The sequence below is a fragment of the Cedecea colo genome (genome assembly GCF_011808225.1).
GTDB classification, from domain to species: Bacteria; Pseudomonadota; Gammaproteobacteria; order Enterobacterales; family Enterobacteriaceae; genus Dryocola; species Dryocola colo.
In genome coordinates this window covers 57,175-74,110 of the sequence record NZ_SOYS01000007.1, presented here as the reverse complement: position 1 = coordinate 74,110, position 16,936 = coordinate 57,175, and the positions used below count along the sequence as shown (strand labels likewise).

Genomic DNA, 16,936 nt, shown 5'->3' with positions numbered 1-16,936 from the left:
TTACCCCTGAAGATAGATAGATAAAGTTTCTATATGATGAATCATTGAAAGCTTTTTCACTGTTCCCAGCCCAGGAAAATGCCCTTTGTTATGTAATGCTCGAAACTCTAAAATAGCTCTTGTTTCGTAAACATGTGAATTAGAGTTATCTAATTTATTTATTAGTTTATCTAAAGCTTGTCCAAATTTACCAGCTGGGTCTGTAGGAGTATCTTTAGTCGTTGAAACAAAATGATATATATACATAACATCATCTTTATTTTCATCGATAAAAGTAATATGTATAGCTACGGCATATGCTGGACCACCACCTATACTATAATCATCACCAACGATCAGAAAATCCCCGAAACCATCCATATCTTCTTCAGAAAATGTGATATGTAAATCCGAAAACTCCTCTAACTCAGGATAATCAGCATTTCGCCGTTTTTTAAAGCCGTCACGGATTAATACTCTTTCACAGCCTTTAAAATGCTTACGATATAGTTTTCCGCAATGCTGCTCTAAAAATATATTCTTATTAATTTTAACGTCTATTTTTTCTGAAAGTAACTTAGGTTCCGCAAATCCTGCATGCACGAGACATGGGTTATGATCTTTGTGCTCATTAAGATAATCTAATGATTCCGCAACGCTTAGTCCTTCATGTAATAAAATACCTGCTGAAATATTAATTCTACTAAGGTATTTCTCTCGAAGCAACTGAGAAATACACTGCCCATCATTTGAGTGGTCCCCGTATAAAGGGTTAATTATCACTATTGCCTTACCCTTCGCATCACATATCGCATCAAGTGTTTTTTCTAGACCATTAAGTGTTTCTCGTACAGGTTCAATAATAGGAACGAAGTTAGAAGAAGCCATTAAATTAGCAGTTTCTCTAATAGTAATTAAATCAAACTGCTTACCTCTAAAATATGGATGATACATAATTTAAACCCATTTTAAAGCTTCATCAAGAGGTTGGTTTAATGTCTTGATCAAGCGTTCATGATCCTTTGTGCGTAACTGAGCTGACAATGCTGCTGGTTGAAGTGCTTTTGGCAATTGAGCCAATAGCTCTCTCAAAGGGGCCAAGTTACGCGTCCTTTTTAGTGTTTTTATCATAGATTGGTGCACTACTTTGGGATCTAGGTCTGCAAATAAATCTTTTATCACTCCTCTAATCTTAATATTTGAAACTTGTGGAATATCTATTCCTAAGTCATTAAGAACTTCCAACGATTCTTGCAAGCGTAAAGACTCACATATTGTTGAAGAACAAATAGATTCTGTATTTTCAATGGCCTCTCGAATAGTACTTATTCTATTCCACCTAACTAATTTTAACACACCGATATCTTTTGGAGTTTTATCCAATATCTCATCTATATGCGCAGAACCGGCGATCACATATATTTTTGAAAATGCTTTCTTATAATTAATTATTTGATTATCTAATCGTACCAACGAGTCCCGATCTGATTTTATTTCATATACTGTTCCTGTACCATTGAGGATGATCATATCCGCTTTACAAGAACCAATCCTAAACTCTGTTAATAGGCTCGCTGTGCGTAAAGAGTGCTTCCCCAAAAGTAAATTATGAGTTAATGCCGCGCGATATACGTATTCATTACGTATCCCAGACTTCCTTAATAACGTAAATGCACTATCAAATGCATCGCCTATTGTGGTTTCGCTTCGGCTAAAATCAGGGAGTAATTCTGATTCCCATAACAAACGGGTAAAGAGAGCCGAATACCCTTTCAGAGCCATCTCACTGAATACAGCTGCCGAAAAAATTCTCGACAATGCTGAGATTTGTGTAGGATTTAACATTCTGATCCTCACGTTAGAACCTGCATCCAACAACAGTTTCAACAATATAAATCATAAAAAACTAGTAATACTAACTATGGCACAACTAACTAATTTATTACCATTATCTATTAATCTCAATCCTTAATCTCTCTAATTCTTTCCGCCCAAGCGTCTTTAACCAATTTCCAAGACTCATTCCCGCATCTTTCGCTGCAACTTCAAACTGAGCTTTCAGTTCTGGTGAGATCCGGATCTGAAATGCTGGATTTTTACCGGAATTGGACTGCTTAGCATCATATTTGACCGTTGACATGTATGTACCCTTAGAATTAGTGTGGCAGACAAGGTACACACCCTAGCATAGGGTTACCTGAAAAAGAACGCCCCCGAAAGGTATTGCGAGTACCAGACGAGGGCTAACCACAACGTTAACAGAGACTAACGCCATGGCTAACACGAATAGTACCACAACCCCTACCGCTGAAATCACCCTCCCGCTGCCGGTTCGTGAGTCGGCTATCACTACGCTGTTAAAAACCCCGCTGCATAACGCACTGGATTTGTTTCAGGTGCTGGACTACTGCCAGTATTTTGCCGACAGCCTGACAGAGAATGACGACCATACCGAACGCATGGCGCTGTGTGGCCGCTTATGTGCCGGGCTGGAGTTATTAAGGGTCGTGCTTAAAGCGCCGCTGCCCAAGCATTTAATTAAGCGTCTGACGGTAGACGCGGCGGAACCAGACAATTACCGCTGCCCGCTTACTACGGACTCTGAAACGTTACGCGAATATTGCGCGGCGTTAACGATGCTGCTTTTGCAGGGCCAGCCGTCGATTGAGCAGGAAGAACATATCACCGGCTTATTGTTCGAGATAGTGACCGTGCTGGCCGACGATTTAAAGGCTCCGCGATTTATTAAGACGGATGCTGGATTAATGATGATCGGTGGAGATGCGACGCGCGAGATCCACTGAGGAAAGCTGAGGGCGGCGAGAATATTTAAGGCTACACGCCCTCATTCTGGCAATATTCTTCAGGGAAAAGAAAAGCGGCTTACGATATTGTGTCTCCGCGATCTAAAGTTCACCGCCGCCCGTGTCGCTCTTGTTCGCTACATACAGGAAGAGCCGGGGCGCTCAGGATGAAAAATTTAATGTTGCTGCTTTTATTGCCGTTTTTGCTGACGGGCTGCGCTAATATCGTGGGCAATAATGAAGAAACGGTTTATATCGACAGCGCGCCTGCGAACGTGCCCTTTGTGATTACTGACGGCTCCGGCCAAATCGCCGTGGCGAGCTTCACGCCGCAATCCATCACCCTGACGAAAGCGGACGGCAGCTATTTTGGCAAAGTGATCGATACGCTGACGCTAAAGAAAGAAGGTTATTATTCGACGAGCTTGCCGCTCGAATACCGTCTCAGCCACTGGTACACCTTCGGAAATATTATTTTCTTCGGCGTGCCGGGCTGGCTGGTAGTCGATCCGTTCTTTGGCGGCATGTATACGTTTAAGGCGGACAGAATCAATACGTGGATGTGCCCTTGTGAGCGCGGGCCGTTTAATTATATTTGTTGGTAATAACCAGGGCCGACATTCGCCAGTAATTATCCGTGATACGCTACGCAATATCCGTTATTCATAAAGCACATCAATAAGTTGATGGGTGATAATGACGCTCCCCTGGCCCGTTGTTTTGTGCCCTCTCAGGAAGAATTATGGCTTACAAACACGCTATCGCATTGTTCGTCCCGCTCATGCTTGCCGGTTGCTCCTCGCTGGATAACTCAGACCACGAAGGACATCGCGCCCTGAACTCACCGGGTGCCGAGGATACCTTCATACGCACGCCGTATCCCGACCCGTACTACAACAAAGAATATCTGAGCCAGGATCAACGCCGGGCAATAAGCGAACGGCTTCGTGCAGACAGGCTTGAAGCAAGAGGAAGAAGGGATAACAGCACCGATAGCGGCGACGGATTCGGGCAGGCGGTGCCGCGCGGCTATTTTAATTAATAGCCTTGCAGCACCTGAATCAAGCCAGGCAGTTACATCGGCGGCGTCAGCCCATCTTTGCCCGCTGAAATACCACGCGCCACGGGCTGGCCTTTATCATCTTTCATCGCAAACAGCACCACTTTAGTGCCGGGCTTTAATAGCGATCTGTCGCCGGGGGCTATCAGTACCACCGGCACGTCATCCGGCACGGTTATCGTTTTTTCTTTGTCGTGATACTTCACCGTCATCGTGCGGCCATTGCTTTCCACCAGTTTGCCGACCGTGCCGTTGGTCATAGTGTTCACCTGACCATTAGCGGATTCAAAGGGGTTAAATCCTTCACCGGAGCCACGCAGATCGGGCGCAAAGACATGGACTTCCAGCGCTTTCAGCGAACCGTCAGCCTGCTGCACCGCGGCGGTGCCAATAAAACTGTCGGGCTTGATATCGCTCATTTTTGCCTGGCTGACGCCGTTTACTTTCGTTTTATCCGTCAGCCCGACCGAGAATTTTTCACCCTGCCGCGTGGTGATTTGCAACGAGTTTCCGTTCACCGCATCAATGGTACCGCGCACAGGTTTAATCACATTTTCTGCTGGCGCAGCGCCCGCGCTGACGCTCAGTAACAGCGCACTCAGTAACAACACAGAAAATCGAGACTTAATCATGTTTCTCTCCAACGCTCACAGGCTGCAGGCAATAAATAATTAGCCGGAATATTAAGGGTAGAAAGCTCGGGAGAAATCTGGCGGGAAAGAGTGTGTTTAAACGTTTCGTGTCGCTGTCTGGGCCGGATATTACGCAGAGACTGGAGCCATCCGTCCGTAAGCAAGGCCCGAAAACAAAAAACCCCGCTGGTGAGGCGAGGTTTTTTGTCTTTACTACGTCATGCCTTTTAACTTCGCACACCACGTAATCTCAACCCTCGTAATATACGACGAAAAGCTGTAGTGGCGCAAATTATTGCTGCTATTTTAAGCAAAAAATAAATTTTCATTCTGTGAAGCCGTTCGCTTTTGCCACAAACAACTGTTTATATATACAGTAAAATTGATATACTCTTTGTGTTGATGGTGATGTGCTCTGAGGCCGCAATCCGCCGCGGAATACAAGTCCTGGCTGAAACGGGTGGTGCCGTCAGCGCCTTAACCTCTGAGGGCACACCATGTAGTCTCAACAAAATCAGCCAGTTACAGGCAGCGGAAAGGTACGCTGGCTGAAGTGCTCCTGGCCACAGGAGAAGCGTATGGGCTGGATGGAGCTGATCGCTCAGGTTCTGAAACTCATAGTTGCGTTACTGCAACTGCTTGAAGTCGTCATGAAGTACATTCGGTAGTTCATGTTCAAGTCGCACCAAAGGGAGGCGGGTAACCGTCTCCCTTTAATAAACAGGCTCCCCTCAACCTGGCAATAAAAATTGCCGCCCGGCCTTTACAATCCACCTCTTTTTTCCTCCCGGAATAATTCTTACAACATAAGGAAATAACGTCCTTATATGGTAGATTATTCTCATTTTTCAACATCATTTAGATACCTGTACTGATAAAACGTCATATAACCTCTGTCACACGCTGAGAAGATGAAAAAGTTAGCCAATACCCACCTGCTGATAATGTTAATTCTATTGGTTGCCGTCGGGCAGATGACCCAGACCATCTATATTCCCTCGATCCCGGATATGGCGCACACGCTTGGCGTGCGTAATGGTGCGGTTCAGCAGGTGATGGCTGCCTATCTGCTGACCTATGGCATATCTCAACTTTTCTATGGGCCCATTTCAGATCGTATTGGCCGCCGTCCGGTGATCCTTGCAGGGATGGCGATATTTATTCTCGCCACGCTCTGGGCGTTATTTACTACCAGCCTGTCCGTGCTGGTGATTGCCAGCGCCTTACAAGGGATGGGAACGGGTGTTGCAGGGGTGATGGCGCGAACCATGCCGCGCGATCTTTATGAAGGCCGTGATTTACGTCATGCCAACAGCCTGTTGAATATGGGGATTCTGGTCAGTCCGCTGCTGGCGCCGGTTATTGGCGGCATGCTCGATTCCGTTTGGGGCTGGCGAGCCTGCTATGGCTTCCTGCTTGTACTTTGCACTCTTGTCGCATTCTGTATGCTGCGCTGGCTGCCGGAAACACGTCCGGTTCAGGCCGCGCCCCAACGTTTAGCCGCAAGTTATAAAACGCTGCTCGGCAGCGGTTCGTTTAACTGCTATCTGCTGATGCTAACAGGCGGTCTTGCGGGCGTTGCGGTATTTGAAGCCTGCTCCGGCGTGCTGATGGGCGGCGTACTGGGACTGAACGGTGTAGTGGTCAGCATTCTGTTTATTCTGCCGATCCCGGCGGCCTTTTTTGGCTCCTGGTACGCGGGCCGTCAGAACGCGCGCTTCTCGGCGCTTATGTGGCAGGCGGTGCTGAGCTGTCTGTTTGCAGGGATTTTGATGTGGCTGCCGGGCTGGTTTGGCGTGATGAATATCTGGACGCTGATCGTGCCCGCCGCCCTGTTTTTCTTTGGAGCCGGGATGCTGTTTCCGCTGGCAACCAGCGGCGCGATGGAGCCGTTTCCGTTTCTCGTAGGCACGGCCGGGGCTCTGGTTGGCGGGCTGCAAAACATCGGTTCCGGCGCGATGGCATGGTTTTCTGCCCTGCTGCCGCAAACCGGACAGTTCAGCCTCGGGATGTTGATGACGGCGATGGGCGTGCTGATTCTGTTCTGCTGGCTGCCGCTTGCGCATAAATTCCAGCGGCATGGTGAAGCGGTGTGATGTTTTTACCCTCTCCCTGAAAGGGAAAGGGATAATTTAAAGCACCTTGCTCAAAAACTCTTTCGTACGCGGGTTAGTCGGCGCGGTAAACAACTGCGAAGGCGGGCCCTGCTCCTGAATCACGCCCTGATCGATAAACACCACCCGGTCTGCCACTTCACGGGCAAAGCCCATTTCATGGGTGACGATAACCATCGTCATGCCTTCCAGCGCCAGCTGTTTCATCACCGCCAGCACTTCACCCACCAGCTCCGGATCCAGCGCGGAGGTTGGCTCATCAAAGAGGATGATAGAAGGTTCCATCGCCAGCGCTCGCGCGATTGCCACGCGCTGCTGCTGCCCGCCGGAAAGGCTTGCTGGCCAGGCGTTGGTTTTGTCCGTCAGCCCAACTTTGTGCAGCAGCTTTTCCGCACGCGATACCGCATCGGCTTTCGACAGCCCTTTGAGCGACATCGGCGCCATAATCAGATTTTCTAGCACTGTCATATGCGGGAAAAGATTAAAGCGCTGAAATACCATGCCCACGCCTTCGCGTAGCTTGTTCAGATTGGTTTTAGGATTGTGGACCGCAAAACCGTTCACCAAAACTTCGCCGCCGTCGGGCTTTTCGAGCGCGTTCAGGCAGCGCAGAAAGGTACTTTTCCCCGAGCCAGATGGCCCAATAACGCACACCACTTCCTGCGGCGCGATATCGCAGGAGATGCCGCGCAGCACATGAGTTTTGCCAAAATTTTTCTGTAAATTCTTAACGTGAATCACTTTTGCCAAACCTCTTTTCCATGTGTTGCACCAGCAGCGAGAGCAGGAACGTCAGCACCCAGTAAACCAGCGAGATAGTCAGGTAGGGTTCCCAGTAGGTGGCGTAAGCGCCGGAAACGGTACGCGCGGCATAAGCCAGATCGGCCAGGCCAATCGCCGAAGCCAGCGAGGAATCTTTCACGATCGCGATGGCGTTATTGCCCAGCGGCGGCAGGATGCGGCGGAACGCCTGCGGCAAAATCACTTTGCGCATCGTTTTACCCCAGCCCATGCCCAGCGCGCGCGAGGCCTCCATCTGACCTTTGTCGATGGACTGAATACCCGCCCGGAAAATCTCGGAAACGTAAGCCCCGGCGTTAAGCGTGATGGCAACCACACACGAGAGAAACGCGCCGTATTCGGAACGCAGTTCGCGGGCAAAATCCATCGACATCAGGCCGCTGGTAACCAGTATGCCGTCACGCGGATTGATGAAAAGAGGCACCAGCGCAAAGTGTACGACCATGATCTGCACAAACAACGGCGTACCGCGGAAAGCGCTGACGTAAACCCGCACCGGCCACTGGACGGCATAGCGCAGCACGTGTTTCCACGGGCCGTCTTCGGCATGCGCCATACGGCCAAGCCCCAGCAGCAGGCCCCAGGTGGTGCCTAAAATTACGCAGATGATGGTGCATTTGATGGTCATGAGCGCACCCTGCATAAACAGCGGCGCGTATTCTGAGATTATCTCCCAGCGAAATCCGGTCATACCTGTCCTTGTTGGGGCCGGGGCGGCCCCGAGTCATACAAAATTATTCAGCGGGGAGCGTTGGAACGTTGCTGTCAAACCAGGTGGTATAGATCTTCGCGTAGGTCCCGTCCGCAATGATTTTCTTCAGGCCTGCATTGATTTTACCCAGCAGCTCCTGGTTGTCTTTCGCGACGGCGATACCGAAATACTGGCGCTCAAATTTGGCATCGGATACCGTTTTCAGCGCTTTTTCAGGATGGGATTTGATGTAGTACTTAATGACGCCTACATCGCCCACGGCGGCGTCGATACCGTCTTCGGCCAGCTCCTGAAGCATCAGCGGCGTGTTATCAAAACGCTTAATATCGGTGCTGTTTTTGCCCAGCGTGTCGGAAACCACAATATCGCCCGCGCTGGAGTTAACCACGCCAACCTTTTTGCCTTTCAGGGCGTTAATGGAATCTACTTTAGAGTCTGTTGATACCACAATGGACTGCTCCGCCGGGAAATAAGGCACGGAGAAATCAACCATCGCTTTACGCTTATCGGTGATGGTAATACCAGAGATAATGATGTCGCGATCGCCGGAATTCAGCGTGGCGAAAATTCCTTCCCACGGCGTGTTCACCAGCTTGATGTCAAACCCTTCCGCTTTAGCGACGGCTTTAATGATATCGATATCAAACCCTTCAAGCTGCTTCTGGCTGTTTTCAAATTCAAACGGACGATAGGTGCCGCCGGAGCCGACCACGTAGGTTTGCTGTGCGGCATAAGCAGAGGAGAAAACGGAGCAGGCCATACACCCGGCGAGAATAACTGTTTTAGCTAACGTTCTGATCATATTGCGCTCCGATATATTCCGTATTTATGCATTTAATTTGCATAAAAATACATAATTTGACGAAGTGCAGCAACTTAAAATTATGCACAGGGTCAGCTTTTACACTGCGGTTTAAGGATCGCTTCCAGCAGCAGCTGCATTTCCGGCCGCCAAGCTCCTTCTTCGCCGTCGTAAAATTTGCTGTCTTTATTCACCGCGTAAGGAAGATGGCTTTTCTGTAGTTCACAGGCGACAAAAGTGGCGAAAGCAATTTGCTGCGCTGCGGGCATATTTTTATCGATTTCGCCCACCGACCACGCGCCCACCCAGCTACTGTGCCCGGATTTTTGCTGCCAGCGCAGAACGCTATTGATACGTGCACGAATTGCGGCCTTTTCCGCAGGCGTCCCCGTCGTCCAGCCTCGTTTGCCGTTGACCGCCACCGGCCCGTAAGGGAACAAATGCCAGTCAACCAGCACCGGCGCGTGGCTTTGCTCCGGCCATTTCAGGCTGTCGGGCTGGGCATGCACGTGCGGAGCGATAAAGATCGTGCGCTGCGGGCTTATTTTATGAATGGCCTTTGCGGCTTTCTCATAAAGCGCGTTGAGCTGCGCGTGGGTCAGTTTTTCGGAAGGCTCATAGAGAATATCAAACCCGAGCAGCGGGCTGCTTTGCGCAAAATAGCGCGCCACGGTGGTCCACCAGGCTACGATTTTACCTTCGTTTTCCGTCCCCGCCTGATAGCTGATAATCGGCACAACGTGATATTGCTGACAGGCCTCAACGATTTTTTGCAGATGAACCAGCCGCTGGTGCGTAGGCTCGCCCGCCACGCGAATGCGAACGTGCCCGATGCCGCGCTGCTGAAAATCCTTCACCGCCAGCGGATCGAACTCACGAATGCCGCGTTCGGTAATCGCCCAGTCGACGATCATCCCCACGCCTAACTTGCTGGACAAGGTTTGCGGCGTTAACGCGGGCGGCGTTGACGCCAGGGCACTGATGCTTATGCTCAGCGCTGCCACAACAACGATCGGCTTCAGCATTGTCCTGTAACTTTCTGATGAAGGGGAAAACCTAATATTTAGCATGGTTTACGCAACGCGGGGAATGCGGATTGCAATAAAAAGTAACCGTTCGGACCTCACTGATAACAGCCCCATCAGCGCTGCTGTGGTTTTTCGAGATAAAAACAGTACCGGCACTGGATGTTGCAGCGTGAACGGGTGGGTTTAGTCATAACATGACAGCCACGCATTACAGGCCTCCCGTCAGCGCCACAATTTGCTGCACATGCGCCGTCGCAAACAGCAAAGCGAGGCAGCAGACCGCCAGTGCAATAAGCAATTTGGCGCGCATGGTACGTTTATCAGCAAAATCACTGATAGCGATATCCATCAGGTTACGCTCGCGGGCATAGCGATAGATAACCACCGCCACGGCGGCCAGCAAGATAAAGGCCATCCAGAAAAACATACCGGCATGATGCCAGCTATGACGTAGCGCAAGAGCGAGCAATGCGCCATATCCCAGCAGCGTACGAAACCATGCCAGAGACGTGCGCTCGGGCTGCAGGCCCGGATCGACGCTGCGCCGTTGCATACGGCTATCCGGCATACACCACCATCAGCATCACGACAGCGGCAATAATAACCATCACCAGGCTGATAACCTGCAGGCTGCGGGTATAGGGCAGATCCTGTTTCAGACGCATCGCTTTTTCATTGCGCAGCCAGCGCAGGTAGCCGTAAATCGCCAGCATGCCGGCAAACATACACAGCAGCAGCGCAATGGTTTCGCGAATAAGCGGCGTGGCGAGATCGGGCGCGAACTGATCAAGCCCGACACCCGCGGCCAGAAAGCCCAGCGCGGTGCGGATCCACGCCAGGAAGGTACGTTCGTTAGCAAGCGAGAAACGGTAGTCTGGCGCTTCGCCTACTTTGGCTATTTTCATTTAACATCCTTTTTCATTGCCCCTCATCCCGGCCCTCTCTCAAAAGGCCGAGAGAGAAAATCGGGCTGGCTTTTTGTTCCCTCTCCCAAAGGGCTGAGAGAAAAAATTGGGCTGGCTTTTTATTCCCTCTCCCAAAGGGCTGAGGAAGAAAACCGGACCATCTCTTTGTACCCTCTCCCTTCCAGAGAGAGGGTAAAAGCCATTAAAACTTCTGCTTCTTCTCTTCCACCTTAACACCCTGAGTCGGCATACCGGTGTCGTAATCCCGCACCACTGGCGAATAATCGTCTGCCGGTCGCGGGCGGAATGCGCCCATCCAGCGCGGTTTCGCTTCTTTGCGCCACGGGCGGCACGACCACTGATAGGTGCGGAAAGGATCGCGGATTTTATCCATATAATCCATAAGCTCATCGTGCAGCCTGTCACGCTTTTCAGCGTAGCGCAGATCGTCTATCAGGTTGTGCATTTCGTCCGGGTCGTTTTGCCTGTCGTACAGCTCGTCGCTGGTAAACAGGTTGAGCACCAGTTTGAAACGGTTGGTCACCCAGCCGCGCACCGGGATAAAACCGCCGAAGCTGTCATGCTCAATTTCATAGCGGTTAAACTCCACCATCACGCCGCGCTCATCCTCGACATCAAGAATATTTTCTCCAGCCAGGATGTCCGGCTGATGAATACCTGCCAGCTTCATTAGCGTTGGCAGCACGTCGACATGGCTGACCGGTGTATCAACCTGCATGGGCTGTGCCTGTCCGGTTGGCGGACGGAAAATCAGCGGGATACGCGTGATGTCATCATACATCGCCGCCCCTTTGCTGATAAGCCTGTGCGCGCCCATCATCTCACCATGATCGGAGGTATAAACCACCCAGGTATTTTCCCGCTGTTCCGGCGTAAGCGAATTCACCACGCGGCCAATTTCATCATCGACAAAATCATTGCACGCAAAATAGAGCGGATGGTGGTAGCGCCCGTCGGCCCCAACCGGGGACGGCATCGCCTCAGACCATAAGCGATGATGCACCGGCTTGTTGGCTAAATTATCAAACGCCTTCTCGCCGAGGTCGTAATGAAAATCTTTATATTTTTCAAGATACTCAACCGGACAGGTAAACGGATGGTGCGGCTCATCATAGGAGATGACCATCAGGAAAGGCGCATCCTGGCGCTGCGGCTGGGCGAGAAAATCGATGGCGCGATTGCTGATACGGTGCGCCCAGGTGAAGGTTTTATCGATAGCGTTCTCCACCAGATCTTCCACGCTGTTTAAACCGTTGCGCCACAGACCGATCTCTTTTTCTGTTAATTCTGCGAGGTAGTTCGCCCCGTCAAACCAGTAATCCTTATCCCACTCCGGCGGGCAAACGCCGGTGCCGAAGTAATCATGTCCATCCAGATGCCATTTACCGATGTAACAGGTTTTATAGCCCGCATCCTTGAAGTAACGCCCCATGGTGGAGATGTTTTTGCCCGGTGCGACGTTGTTCGTCCACGGCCCGGACTGGTTCGAATAGATACCGGTGAACAGCCCGGCACGCGCTGGCGTACAAACCGGAGCGCAGGTATAGGCCGAGTTAAAGCGGATACCTTCTTCGGCCAGACTGTCGATATTATTGGTATTAAGCGGCTTACCGCTGTAGCAGCCCACCATATTAGTGGCCTGGGTATCGGTCATAATAAACAGGATATTAGGGCGTTCCATTACTTATCCTCAGGTGCGGAAGAATAGACAACACGGGAAGCCTGGCGCTGCCGCCAGCTACTGTAGATGAGATAAGCCACCACCGCTGCGACAATCACGTAGCTTGCGATGGTGATGAATTGCGTTTGATAGCCGCCAAACTGCGCAAGGCCCGCATAAACGCCAATCATGGCGAACAATACGCCCACCGATGCGATTTTAGCGTTGCGCCACGGCACCATATCCACGGCGAAGGCATCGTGAAATTTGAACGGGGTGGCGCGAGGCTTCACAAAGCCAATAGCCAGCATTAACAACACGTTGACGCAGAAGGTGAAGAACAGCACGTACAGGAAGTGGAAGTTAAACGACACCAGATAGTTGATGACGATATAGCTGCAAATCCCGAACATTAGCGCGGCTTTCGCGGCAATTGCCGGAATGCGCGGGAAGAAGAAGCCCATAATCACGATAGTTACCAGCGGCACGTTGTAGATACCGTTGAGTTGTTTCATCCAGCTATATAGCCCTTCCGGCGCGTAGGCGATCCACGGCGCAACCAGCACGGAAACCAGCGCAATCGCCAGCCCAAACTTACGCCCGACGCTCACCAGTTGTTCAGATGATGCAGTCTGATTAATGGTGCGGTTATAAATGCCGAGGCTGAATAACGTGCTGGCGCTGTTCAGAAAGCCGTTAAACGTGCTGATGATGGCACCAAACAGCACCGCGCCGAAGAAGCCCACCAGCGGCAGCGGCATCACTTTGTTCACCAGCGCCGGATACGCCATATCGTGCTTCGGTAAATCCTGGAACAGATGGAAAGCAATTAGCCCCGGCAGCACCAGAATCAGCGGGTCGAGCATTTTCAGTACCGCCGTTAGCAGCGCGCCTTTCTGCCCTTCGGCGAGGCTTTTTGAAGCCAGCGTGCGCTGTACAATTCCCTGATTAGTACACCAGTAGAAGGTATTCACCAGAATCAGGCCGGTGAGCGCCGCGCCAATGGGAACGGGGTCGTTGCTGCCGCCGATAGAGTTAAGCTTTTCGCTGTGCACCGTAGTGAGTTGCTCAATACCGCGCAGCACGTTGCCGCCGCCCATCGCCATCAGGCCAAAAACCGGCACCATCAGGCCGCCGACAACCAGTCCGATGCCGTTGATCACATCCGCAACTGCGATGGCGCGCAGACCGCCCACCACGGCATAAGCGATGCCCGCCAGCCCCAACAGGACAACCATCACCCAGATAGCCGCACCCTGGGAAATACCCAGCGATTCACCCACGTGGAACAGGCTGTTTAGCGCCAGCGCGCCGGAGTACAGCACAATCGGCAGAAAGCAGATGCCGGTGGCAATCAGGAAGCAGCAGTCAACGATGATGCGCGTGGTTTTGTCATAGCGCTCCTCGATAAAGTCCGGAATAGTGGCAATGCCGCGTTGCAGATACTTCGGCAGGAAAATCAGCGCCAGGAAGATAAGCGGAATGGCCGAGATGACTTCCCACGCCATCACCGACATCCCGCTGCGATACGCCTGCCCGCTCAGCCCCACCAGTTGTTCGGTGGAGAGGTTGGTCAGCATCAGGGATGCGGCAATCACCGGAGCTTTCAGAGAACGCCCGGCAAGAAAATAACCTTGTTGTGACCCCGTATCCGCTTTACGCAACTTCCACCAGGTAATTAACGCCACCAGAATGGTAAAAGCGAAGAAGCTCATAATTTGTTGAATATTCATCTCACTGCCCTTATTTATGATTATGTCCCGGCGCGCTGTTATCTGTAGGGTAATTACGCCTGATACGGGTCATAGGCTGTTTAAGATATGCATTGTTAACCGTCGCGGCAAAACTCTGATACATTTACACCGCCCGAAATGAGCATCTAACGCTGGCGGAGAATATAAATGAATGGAAAAACCGATCTCTGCGATGTAAAAAACGAAACAACTTACAATATTCCGCTGGTTATTGACGAAAATGTGATCTCAAGCGGGATATCGCTTATCTCGCTATGGCATACGCTGGCCGATGAAAGCTACCAGGTTGTCTGGCCGCGTGATAAAAAGAAACCGCTGATTGAAAATTCATGGATAGTGGTATATACGCTACAGGGCTGCGGAAAGATAATCCTGAGAGATAATTCAAAAATCACCCTGAATGGCAATTGCGTTATATTCTTAAAACCAACGGATATAAAATCTTATCACTGTGAAGGTTTACTTTGGGAGCAATACTGGATGGAATTTATTCCTACCGGTGCAATGGAAATTCCGTTATCGCAACAGGCTATAATTTATAACGGTGATACTTTTAACAAAGAATTGGGCGAAATTACAGCGCTGATCACCAGTGATGAAGCATTAAGTAAAAATCTCGCCGTCGCGTTTATTACCAAACTTATTTACCAGTGGGTTTGCCTGATTGTGCAAACCGGCACCAAAGACAAGCAGCTGATGCAGATAGAAAAACTGCTTTCGCTGATCCATACCGATATCCAGAAACGCTGGACGGTCAGCGAAATGGCCGACTGGATGCAGTGCAGCGAGCAGTATCTGCGGCGATTATTTCTGAAATACACGGGAAAAACGCCGAAAGAGTATTATCTTGACGCACGCCTGGAACTGGCGTTGTCCTTGTTAAGGCAGGGGAATTATAGCGTGAGCCAGGTGGCGGATACGTTGAACTTCTTCGATTCGTTTCACTTCAGCAAGGCGTTTAAGCAGAAGTTTGGCTATGCGCCTTCTGCGGTAGGCAGATAAGCCCTCTGAAAACCGCAGGGCGGATAATCACATTACACCCCAGAACATCACCGCCACAATTGCGGCGTGATAATACTCAGGAACATCACCAGCGGATAAACGGTGGCGCAGGAAAGCGCCGCAGCGCCGTTTGTGGTACGTAAGCCATGGGCGAGGCCAGCGCCGGGGAATCGGTCATCGATCCGGCCAGCATGCCGCACAGCGTCAGGTAGTTCATCCTGATAGAGGATTTCTGTTCTTCAGGTCATGGTTTTGCTACGCGCTTCCTTCAGACCCCGCCTCGCGACGACGCCCTTGCGCTTCGCTGGTCCTTCGCCACCATCAGGCTGGACGGGGACTTTCACCCCCGAGCTGCTGATCATGCCCGGCACACCACAAAAAAGCCCCCATTTTTGGGGGCTCAGGGAAGGAAGTAAACTTAGCCTTCTAACGCAGGGCGTTCCACATTAATCGCGATACGCTGCGGCGCTATCTCTTCCGGGATTTCGCGCACTAAATCAATATGCAGCAGCCCATTGGTGAAGCTCGCGCCGGAAACGCGCATATGCTCAGCCAGAGTGAAACTCAAACTGAAGGGTTGGGTGACAAGCCCCTGATGGAGCCAGTTAATTTCTTTCTCTGGCTTCACCGGCGTGCCTTTTACGACGAGGCGAGTGCCTTCCAGTTCAATATCCAGGTCTTCCTGACGAAAGCCTGCCAGCGCAAGGGTGATGCGATAATGATTGTCGTCGCCTTTTTCAATATTATAAGGCGGGAAGCTCTGGCTCTCGTTGGCGGTTTGCAGGGCGTTGGCCAGTTTGTCAAAACCAATCCATTGACGCAGCAGAGGTGATAAATCGTAGTTACGCATAAGTCTTCTCCTTCTTTGAAGCGAGTTAATACCTGGCAATATGCGGATTGCCATTGGCTCCCGGTCGGCGAGCCGGATGTCAGGGCCGCGTAAACGGCCCGAAGATAATTAGTTTATTTCGATGCGGCGTGGTTTCATCGACTCGGGAATGACGCGCTCAAGATCGATATAAAGCAGGCCATTAACCAGGTTGGCACCACGAATATGGATATTTTCAGCCAGCTGGAATTTGCGTTCAAAATTACGCTCGGCAATACCCTGATAAAGGTAAGTGCGTTCTGGCGGCTCTCCTGCATGGGCGCCTTTCACCACCAGTAAATTATCCTGGCCGGTAATCTCCAGCTCGCTTTGGGCGAAACCCGCAACGGCAATCGCAATGCGATAGTTATTTTCGTCGACCAGTTCAACGTTATACGGAGGATAGCCGCCGTTGCTTTGGCTTTGATTATTTTCGAGCAAATTGAACAGGCGGTCGAAACCAATGGCTGAACGATAAAGCGGGGATAAATCGAAATTACGCATAAATAAAAACTCCTGAAATCAGCGAGGATTATATTAGCCTTCCATCATGGACAGGCCGGGATTGCAGAGCACCCTTCCGGCATACTCTTTTGGTCACGTTCTTAAAATGGAGTCGAAGCCTTCTTTTTCAAGGTGAACAAAAGGAAATTTTTTGCGGCTTTTGTGGTCAGTACATAGACTGAAGAAGAAAATAAATCAGAGTTATCTGCGACAGCCGCCACAGAGCGGTGAGTTCAGCATATTTTTTCTCTGCATCAGTGCTATAACCACCGTGCAGCCTGGCCCAAAGA

At 50.6% G+C, this 16,936-nt stretch carries 20 protein-coding genes, 1 pseudogene and 1 other annotated feature; of the genes and pseudogenes, 6 read left to right on the top strand and 15 right to left on the bottom strand.

Annotated features, from left to right (window positions below):
* The 3 genes from E2L00_RS14990 to E2L00_RS14980 all read right to left on the bottom strand — a co-directional run bounded on the left by E2L00_RS14990 (position 1) and on the right by E2L00_RS14980 (position 2,119).
* Entirely contained in the window at positions 1-933 is a 933-nt protein-coding gene (locus E2L00_RS14990; protein WP_167613006.1) for a sce7725 family protein, read from the bottom strand.
* 3 nt (positions 934-936) lie between these two features.
* Positions 937-1,824: a sce7726 family protein gene (locus E2L00_RS14985; protein ID WP_167613004.1), complete on the bottom strand. Its 888-nt coding sequence runs from the start codon at positions 1,822-1,824 to the stop codon at positions 937-939.
* A 103-nt stretch (positions 1,825-1,927) separates the two neighbouring features.
* Complete coding sequence (locus E2L00_RS14980; RefSeq protein WP_167613002.1) at positions 1,928-2,119, bottom strand: toxin-antitoxin system HicB family antitoxin; 192 nt, start codon at positions 2,117-2,119, stop codon at positions 1,928-1,930.
* A gap of 133 nt (positions 2,120-2,252) precedes the next feature.
* On the opposite strand from E2L00_RS14980, the gene E2L00_RS14975 reads away from it, so the two are divergent.
* The 3 genes from E2L00_RS14975 (at position 2,253) to E2L00_RS14965 (ending at position 3,825) form a co-directional block, all read left to right on the top strand.
* Complete coding sequence (locus E2L00_RS14975) at positions 2,253-2,783, top strand: hypothetical protein (RefSeq protein ID WP_167613000.1); 531 nt, start codon at positions 2,253-2,255, stop codon at positions 2,781-2,783.
* Between the two features lie 167 nt (positions 2,784-2,950).
* Positions 2,951-3,388, top strand: coding sequence for a hypothetical protein (locus tag E2L00_RS14970; RefSeq protein ID WP_167612998.1), 438 nt, complete (start codon positions 2,951-2,953; stop codon positions 3,386-3,388).
* A 137-nt stretch (positions 3,389-3,525) separates the two neighbouring features.
* Positions 3,526-3,825 (top strand): hypothetical protein, encoded by a 300-nt coding sequence (locus E2L00_RS14965; protein WP_167612996.1) that lies wholly within the window; start codon positions 3,526-3,528, stop codon positions 3,823-3,825.
* A gap of 32 nt (positions 3,826-3,857) precedes the next feature.
* Here E2L00_RS14965 and E2L00_RS14960 read toward each other — a convergent pair whose 3' ends face one another.
* A complete protein-coding gene (locus tag E2L00_RS14960; RefSeq protein WP_167612994.1) occupies positions 3,858-4,475 on the bottom strand; it encodes a hypothetical protein in 618 nt (205 codons plus the stop codon).
* A gap of 578 nt (positions 4,476-5,053) precedes the next feature.
* On the opposite strand from E2L00_RS14960, the gene E2L00_RS14955 reads away from it, so the two are divergent.
* Positions 5,054-5,143 (top strand): type I toxin-antitoxin system toxin TisB, encoded by a 90-nt coding sequence (locus E2L00_RS14955; protein WP_167612992.1) that lies wholly within the window; start codon positions 5,054-5,056, stop codon positions 5,141-5,143.
* Between the two features lie 243 nt (positions 5,144-5,386).
* A complete protein-coding gene (gene emrD, locus E2L00_RS14950; RefSeq protein WP_167612990.1) occupies positions 5,387-6,571 on the top strand; it encodes a multidrug efflux MFS transporter EmrD in 1,185 nt (394 codons plus the stop codon).
* Positions 6,572-6,607: 36 nt separating this feature from the next.
* On the opposite strand, the gene E2L00_RS14945 is transcribed toward emrD, so the two are convergent.
* The 8 genes from E2L00_RS14945 to E2L00_RS14910 all read right to left on the bottom strand — a co-directional run bounded on the left by E2L00_RS14945 (position 6,608) and on the right by E2L00_RS14910 (position 14,251).
* Positions 6,608-7,330 carry an ATP-binding cassette domain-containing protein gene (locus E2L00_RS14945; RefSeq protein ID WP_167613269.1) on the bottom strand — a complete coding sequence of 241 codons (723 nt, stop codon included), beginning with the start codon at positions 7,328-7,330 and terminating at the stop codon, positions 6,608-6,610.
* Positions 7,317-8,081 (bottom strand): amino acid ABC transporter permease, encoded by a 765-nt coding sequence (locus E2L00_RS14940; protein ID WP_167612988.1) that lies wholly within the window; start codon positions 8,079-8,081, stop codon positions 7,317-7,319. Before E2L00_RS14940 ends, E2L00_RS14945 begins: the two co-directional genes overlap by 14 nt.
* A gap of 43 nt (positions 8,082-8,124) precedes the next feature.
* A complete protein-coding gene (locus tag E2L00_RS14935) occupies positions 8,125-8,862 on the bottom strand; it encodes a basic amino acid ABC transporter substrate-binding protein (protein ID WP_167613267.1) in 738 nt (245 codons plus the stop codon).
* 134 nt (positions 8,863-8,996) lie between these two features.
* Positions 8,997-9,929 (bottom strand): cellulase family glycosylhydrolase, encoded by a 933-nt coding sequence (locus tag E2L00_RS14930; protein ID WP_167612986.1) that lies wholly within the window; start codon positions 9,927-9,929, stop codon positions 8,997-8,999.
* A gap of 211 nt (positions 9,930-10,140) precedes the next feature.
* On the bottom strand, positions 10,141-10,500 hold the full coding sequence (locus E2L00_RS14925) for a DUF202 domain-containing protein (RefSeq protein WP_167612984.1): 360 nt from the start codon (positions 10,498-10,500) through the stop codon (positions 10,141-10,143).
* Entirely contained in the window at positions 10,490-10,837 is a 348-nt protein-coding gene (locus tag E2L00_RS14920) for a YidH family protein (RefSeq protein ID WP_167612982.1), read from the bottom strand. The genes E2L00_RS14925 and E2L00_RS14920 overlap by 11 nt, the downstream gene beginning before the upstream one ends.
* A 202-nt stretch (positions 10,838-11,039) precedes the next feature.
* Positions 11,040-12,539 carry a sulfatase-like hydrolase/transferase gene (locus E2L00_RS14915; RefSeq protein WP_167612980.1) on the bottom strand — a complete coding sequence of 500 codons (1,500 nt, stop codon included), beginning with the start codon at positions 12,537-12,539 and terminating at the stop codon, positions 11,040-11,042.
* On the bottom strand, positions 12,539-14,251 hold the full coding sequence (locus E2L00_RS14910) for a solute:sodium symporter family transporter (RefSeq protein WP_167612978.1): 1,713 nt from the start codon (positions 14,249-14,251) through the stop codon (positions 12,539-12,541). Before E2L00_RS14910 ends, E2L00_RS14915 begins: the two co-directional genes overlap by 1 nt.
* 168 nt (positions 14,252-14,419) lie before the next feature.
* Here E2L00_RS14910 and E2L00_RS14905 point away from each other — a divergent pair, with 168 nt between their 5' ends.
* On the top strand, positions 14,420-15,274 hold the full coding sequence (locus E2L00_RS14905) for an AraC family transcriptional regulator (protein WP_167612976.1): 855 nt from the start codon (positions 14,420-14,422) through the stop codon (positions 15,272-15,274).
* A 27-nt stretch (positions 15,275-15,301) separates the two neighbouring features.
* On the opposite strand, the pseudogene E2L00_RS14900 reads toward E2L00_RS14905, so the two are convergent.
* From E2L00_RS14900 to ibpA, 3 genes and pseudogenes are all read right to left on the bottom strand, one after another.
* Positions 15,302-15,494, bottom strand: a pseudogene (locus E2L00_RS14900) (aspartate-alanine antiporter-like transporter); the annotation flags it as partial.
* A 198-nt stretch (positions 15,495-15,692) separates the two neighbouring features.
* Entirely contained in the window at positions 15,693-16,124 is a 432-nt protein-coding gene (gene ibpB, locus E2L00_RS14895) for a small heat shock chaperone IbpB (RefSeq protein WP_167612974.1), read from the bottom strand.
* 108 nt (positions 16,125-16,232) lie between these two features.
* Positions 16,233-16,646: a small heat shock chaperone IbpA gene (ibpA, locus tag E2L00_RS14890; protein ID WP_167612972.1), complete on the bottom strand. Its 414-nt coding sequence runs from the start codon at positions 16,644-16,646 to the stop codon at positions 16,233-16,235.
* Positions 16,640-16,714: a sequence feature (ROSE (Repression Of Heat Shock gene Expression) occurs in the 5'-region of heat shock genes and acts as an RNA thermometer to modulate expression.), on the bottom strand. Its footprint overlaps the gene before it by 7 nt.
* Positions 16,715-16,936 lie beyond the last annotated feature (222 nt).

Excerpts from the sequence above, each read along its gene's own strand:
- E2L00_RS14935 (WP_167613267.1), bottom strand. The coding sequence starts at position 8,862 with ATGGCCTGCTCCGTTTTCTCCTCTGCTTATGCCGCACAGCAAACCTAC.
- E2L00_RS14955 (WP_167612992.1), top strand. The coding sequence starts at position 5,054 with ATGGGCTGGATGGAGCTGATCGCTCAGGTTCTGAAACTCATAGTTGCG.
- E2L00_RS14980 (WP_167613002.1), bottom strand. The coding sequence starts at position 2,119 with ATGTCAACGGTCAAATATGATGCTAAGCAGTCCAATTCCGGTAAAAAT.
- ibpA (WP_167612972.1), bottom strand. The coding sequence starts at position 16,646 with ATGCGTAATTTCGATTTATCCCCGCTTTATCGTTCAGCCATTGGTTTC.
- emrD (WP_167612990.1), top strand. The coding sequence starts at position 5,387 with ATGAAAAAGTTAGCCAATACCCACCTGCTGATAATGTTAATTCTATTG.
- E2L00_RS14930 (WP_167612986.1), bottom strand. The coding sequence starts at position 9,929 with ATGCTGAAGCCGATCGTTGTTGTGGCAGCGCTGAGCATAAGCATCAGT.
- ibpB (WP_167612974.1), bottom strand. The coding sequence starts at position 16,124 with ATGCGTAACTACGATTTATCACCTCTGCTGCGTCAATGGATTGGTTTT.
- E2L00_RS14965 (WP_167612996.1), top strand. The coding sequence starts at position 3,526 with ATGGCTTACAAACACGCTATCGCATTGTTCGTCCCGCTCATGCTTGCC.
- E2L00_RS14975 (WP_167613000.1), top strand. The coding sequence starts at position 2,253 with ATGGCTAACACGAATAGTACCACAACCCCTACCGCTGAAATCACCCTC.
- E2L00_RS14990 (WP_167613006.1), bottom strand. The coding sequence starts at position 933 with ATGTATCATCCATATTTTAGAGGTAAGCAGTTTGATTTAATTACTATT.
- E2L00_RS14905 (WP_167612976.1), top strand. The coding sequence starts at position 14,420 with ATGAATGGAAAAACCGATCTCTGCGATGTAAAAAACGAAACAACTTAC.
- E2L00_RS14915 (WP_167612980.1), bottom strand. The coding sequence starts at position 12,539 with ATGGAACGCCCTAATATCCTGTTTATTATGACCGATACCCAGGCCACT.
- E2L00_RS14940 (WP_167612988.1), bottom strand. The coding sequence starts at position 8,081 with ATGACCGGATTTCGCTGGGAGATAATCTCAGAATACGCGCCGCTGTTT.
- E2L00_RS14985 (WP_167613004.1), bottom strand. The coding sequence starts at position 1,824 with ATGTTAAATCCTACACAAATCTCAGCATTGTCGAGAATTTTTTCGGCA.
- E2L00_RS14920 (WP_167612982.1), bottom strand. The coding sequence starts at position 10,837 with ATGAAAATAGCCAAAGTAGGCGAAGCGCCAGACTACCGTTTCTCGCTT.
- E2L00_RS14925 (WP_167612984.1), bottom strand. The coding sequence starts at position 10,500 with ATGCCGGATAGCCGTATGCAACGGCGCAGCGTCGATCCGGGCCTGCAG.
- E2L00_RS14970 (WP_167612998.1), top strand. The coding sequence starts at position 2,951 with ATGAAAAATTTAATGTTGCTGCTTTTATTGCCGTTTTTGCTGACGGGC.
- E2L00_RS14910 (WP_167612978.1), bottom strand. The coding sequence starts at position 14,251 with ATGAATATTCAACAAATTATGAGCTTCTTCGCTTTTACCATTCTGGTG.
- E2L00_RS14960 (WP_167612994.1), bottom strand. The coding sequence starts at position 4,475 with ATGATTAAGTCTCGATTTTCTGTGTTGTTACTGAGTGCGCTGTTACTG.